Here is a 4340-nt window from a genome sequence, read left to right on the forward strand (position 1 = left end):
AGGGTACTTTCGGAAAGTAAGAAAGTCATTTGTATATAAGGGAATAAGAAGGTTGCAAACAAAAAACCGCTGACCATAAGGTTAGCGGAGTAACAATTTAACTGTTAATAACCATAATATTTTTTCCATATCTTTGCTGAATCGCCATCATCCCAGCAATCATCGTCATCGTCATCGTCGTCATCATCATGATCATGATCATGGTCATCGTGGTCATCGTCATAGCCATGATCACCACCACAATTACTCCAAAAGCAATCCCACCAGTTGTTGTTATGTGAATAGTCCTTGTCTTTATCTTTGTCTCTATCTTTATCTTTATCTTTGTCTTTATCTTTGTCTTTATCCTTGTTGTATGTATCATTTTTGCTAGTGTACTGGTCATCGTAATTCGATTGGTTGTTGTTGCTTTGCTTTGAAAAAGAGAAAAATGAAAAAATACTTGAGAAAAACCCTCTCTCATTACCTGCCTCAAAATCAGTAGATGAAGCAAATGCTGAAGTTGGAAATGCAATCAAACAAATTAAAAAGGTAATACTGACTATTCGTTTTATTTTTATCATTTCATGTCCCTCCCAACCCTATTTAGCTGAGAACAATTACGTTCTTTATAAAGAATTTTATAACAAATTGTGGCGTTTGTAAACGGATTATTTGAACGGACTTAATAGCTCAGATCCAGAATGAAAGTGATGTTGGGTCTATTTGGCGTGTCCATTTGCTTCAAAACAAGAAAAAGATCTATCATTTTTTCTAATAGATGTGATCATTTTTTGTAATGTAACAGGTCAAAACAGGGTGAATTACCCTGAATTCTTGGCATTTCTGTTTCAAATGGATATTTTTACTACAAGAGACAATTCGAAGTGAGAAATCGCTCATTGATCGTTTCCTTTTATTGTGTTAGTTTGATAATAAATAAAGCTTTAATGTAGCTAATAAAATGAAGAGATTTTATGTGTATGAGAGGTGGATTTTGTTGCAACTTCTAGTAACGAACAGTCCTTTTAATCAGGAGCAAGTCGAACTTTTAAACCGTCTTTTGCCAACATTAACACAAACACAACAGATTTGGTTAAGTGGATATATATCCGCTGTTCAAAATGCGAGTACATTGGTACCGGCAGGTATTGAAATGCAAGCTCCGGCAGTCGTTTCTGAAGCAGGAGCAGTTCTTTCTTCTGTCAGCCTGCCAGCAGGTTCTCGTGAGGTGACGGTTCTGTTTGGTTCCCAAACAGGTAATTGTCAGAGGTTGGCTACTAGCCTATCTCGCAAGTTGGAAGGGCAAGGATTTCAGGTCTCGCTAACGGCAATGAACAAATTCAAGCCAAATGGCTTGAAAAAGGTTGAGAATCTACTTATATTAGCGAGCACTCATGGTGAAGGTGATCCGCCGGATAATGCGATATCCTTCCATGAATTTCTGTATAGCAAGAGAGCACCACAATTAGAAAACATGAAGTTTTCCGTCCTATCACTTGGTGATACCTCTTATGAGTTCTTTTGTAAAACAGGCCAGGATTTTGACCAGCGGCTCGAAGAGCTTGGCGGTCAGCGTCTTTGTCCACGTGTTGATTGTGATCTGGATTTCGATGAGCCTGCGGCTGAATGGTTTGAAAATGTCCTAAAGTCTCTTAATGGAAGCCTTAATGCTCCTGCTACTGCAATGGCAGAGGCTGCTAGTTCGGCAGAAAGCGGAGTTGTGCTATTAACGCAGTCGGCCTATTCCCGTACGAATCCGTTTAAGGCTGAGGTGTTAACGAATATCAATTTGAATGGGCGCGGCTCAGATCGAGAAACTCGTCATCTTGAGTTGTCTCTTGAAGGCTCAAACCTACAGTACGAACCAGGCGATTGTCTCGGGATTTGCCCGGAGAATCATCCTGAATTGGTAGATACGCTTATTTCAGCAATGGGTTGGCAAGCGGATGAGATAGTACCGATCAACAAGAAGGGCGAAGAAAGCTCTTTACGTGAGGCTTTGCTTCATCACTATGAAATAACCGTTTTGACGAAGCCTTTATTGGAGAAGGCTGTAAATCTTTCATCTAGCAATGAACTCGCGGAGCTGCTTAAGGCTGGACATGAGCAAGAGCTTAAGAGCTATCTCGATGGACGCGATCTGCTTGATCTCGTGAAGGATTTCTCCCCTTGGCAGCAATCGGCAAAGGAATTTGTATCTATTTTGCGTAAACTGCCTGCTCGTCTCTACTCGATTGCAAGCAGCTATAAGGCAAACCCAGATGAAGTACATCTTACAATTAGATCAGTGCGCTATGAAGCTCATGGCCGCGAACGTTATGGTGTTTGCTCGGTTCAATGTGCTGAACGAGTGCAGCCCGGCGATACACTGTCGATATATATTCAACAAAACCCGAACTTCAAGCTTCCAGTTCATTCAGAAACGCCTGTTATTATGATAGGACCTGGTACAGGGGTTGCTCCTTTCCGGGCATTCCTTGAAGAGCGTGAGGAGCTTGGTGCAGAGGGTAAAACATGGCTATTTTACGGCGATCGTCATTTTGTGACCGATTTCCTTTATCAAACAGACTGGCAGCGGATGCTTAAGGATGGAGCTCTTACTAATATGGATGTAGCATTCTCTAGGGATACGGAAGAGAAAGTATACGTCCAGCATCGTTTACTAGCGAAAAGCGGCGAGCTGTTCAAGTGGCTGCAAGAAGGTGCACATATTTATGTTTGCGGCGATGAGAAGCATATGGCGCATGATGTGCAAGCGGCTCTAATCCAAATCATCGAACAAGAGGGCAGTATGAGTCATGAAGAGGCATTGGCTTATCTGGCTGATATGCAGGAGCAGCAAAGATACCAACGCGACGTGTATTAATTTAGATGATGTTAGAATGACAGAGCGAGTGAGTGCGAGAGGAGATTGCAATAATGGCAAATGATCAAGCAGTTAAGCCAATCGGCGGACCGCCGAGCGAGGTTGAGCATATAAAGAGCGAGAGCCAGTATCTGCGTGGTGCTCTTGTTGAAACGATAGGAAACCCGATTACCGGTGGACTACCAGAAGACGACAATCGGTTATTGAAATTCCACGGAAGCTATATGCAGGACGATCGGGATTTGCGCAACGAGCGAGAAAAGCAAAAGCTCGAGCCAGCGTATCAGTTTATGATTCGTGTAGTTGCACCAGGAGGTGTTGCGACACCACAGCAATGGCTGGACATTGACGGTTTGGCTCAAAAGTATGGAAACGATACGTTGAAGCTAACGACTCGGCAAGCTTTTCAAATGCATGGCATTTTAAAATGGAACTTAAAGAAGACAATCCAAGGCATTAACGAAACACTAATGACTACGTTAGCAGCATGCGGAGATGTGAACCGTAATGTAATGAGCAACCCGAATCCTTACCAATCCGAAGTTCATGGAGAGGTTTACGAATGGGCAAGACGCGTAAGCGATCATCTTGCTCCTCGGACACCTGCTTACCATGAAATATGGCTGGATGGCGAGAAGGTTGTAAACAGCTTGGATGATTCAGCGGAAGTGGAACCGATCTATGGTCCTGTTTATTTACCACGTAAGTTTAAAATCGGTATGGCTATACCGCCTTCTAATGATGTAGATGTTTATTCTCAGGATTTAGGCTATATCGCGATTATTGAAGACGGTAAGCTAAAAGGGTTTAACATCACGGTTGGCGGCGGAATGGGTATGACTCATGGTGATACAGCAACATATCCTCAGCTTGGACGGGTAATTGGCTTCTGTACGCCAGAGAAAATTGTAGATGTCGCAGAGAAGACGGTTACGATCCAACGGGATTATGGAAACCGATCTGTTCGCAAAAATGCTCGTTTTAAATATACAATCGACCGTCATGGTATTGAATGGTTCACAAGTGAGCTTCACAGCAGATTAGGCTGGGAGCTAGAACCAGCTCGTACGTATCATTTTGATCATAATGGTGATCGCTACGGTTGGGTGAAGGGCAGTAACGGAAAATGGAATCTGACACTCTTTATTCAGAGTGGAAGAATTCATGACGATGATGACTATCAATTAATGACAGGATTACGGGAAATTGCTAAGATCCATACGGGCGACTTCCGGCTTACGCCGAACCAAAATCTAGTCATTGCGAACGTTACTAGTCAGAAAAAGCGTAAAGTATTAGAACTGATGGAGAAGCACGGACTTAGCGACGGTGCTAATCAATCGGCGCTGCGCAGAAGCTCGATGTCATGTGTAGCCTTGCCGACCTGCGGACTTGCGATGGCGGAAGCAGAACGCTACTTGCCTACTTTACTTAGTAAGCTGGAGCTGATTTTGGATGATGCTGGCTTGAGCGATAAGGAAATTGTTATTCG

At 43.0% G+C, this 4340-nt stretch carries 3 protein-coding genes; 2 read left to right on the forward strand and 1 reads right to left on the reverse strand.

Translation table 11 applies throughout. The features are described from left to right. Nucleotides 1-104 precede the first annotated feature (104 nt). Nucleotides 105-563 carry a hypothetical protein gene (locus AC1DWN_RS28825; RefSeq protein ID WP_477562318.1) on the reverse strand — a complete coding sequence of 153 codons (459 nt, stop codon included), beginning with the start codon at nt 561-563 and terminating at the stop codon, nt 105-107. 416 nt (nt 564-979) lie between these two features. Here AC1DWN_RS28825 and AC1DWN_RS28830 point away from each other — a divergent pair, with 416 nt between their 5' ends. Beyond that, the gene (locus tag AC1DWN_RS28830; RefSeq protein WP_477562320.1) at nt 980-2848 is read left to right on the forward strand and encodes an assimilatory sulfite reductase (NADPH) flavoprotein subunit; all 1869 of its coding nucleotides are present in this window, start codon (nt 980-982) and stop codon (nt 2846-2848) included. A 53-nt stretch (nt 2849-2901) separates the two neighbouring features. Next, on the forward strand, nt 2902-4340 hold a 1439-nt coding region (locus AC1DWN_RS28835; RefSeq protein ID WP_477562319.1), incomplete at its 3' end, for an NADPH-dependent assimilatory sulfite reductase hemoprotein subunit.

It is taken from the genome of Paenibacillus sp. P4_A7, from assembly GCF_056402455.1.

Bases quoted from the DNA above. Each gene is read 5' to 3' on its own strand.
- AC1DWN_RS28825 (WP_477562318.1), bottom strand. From the start codon at position 563: ATGATAAAAATAAAACGAATAGTCAGTATTACCTTTTTAATTTGTTTG.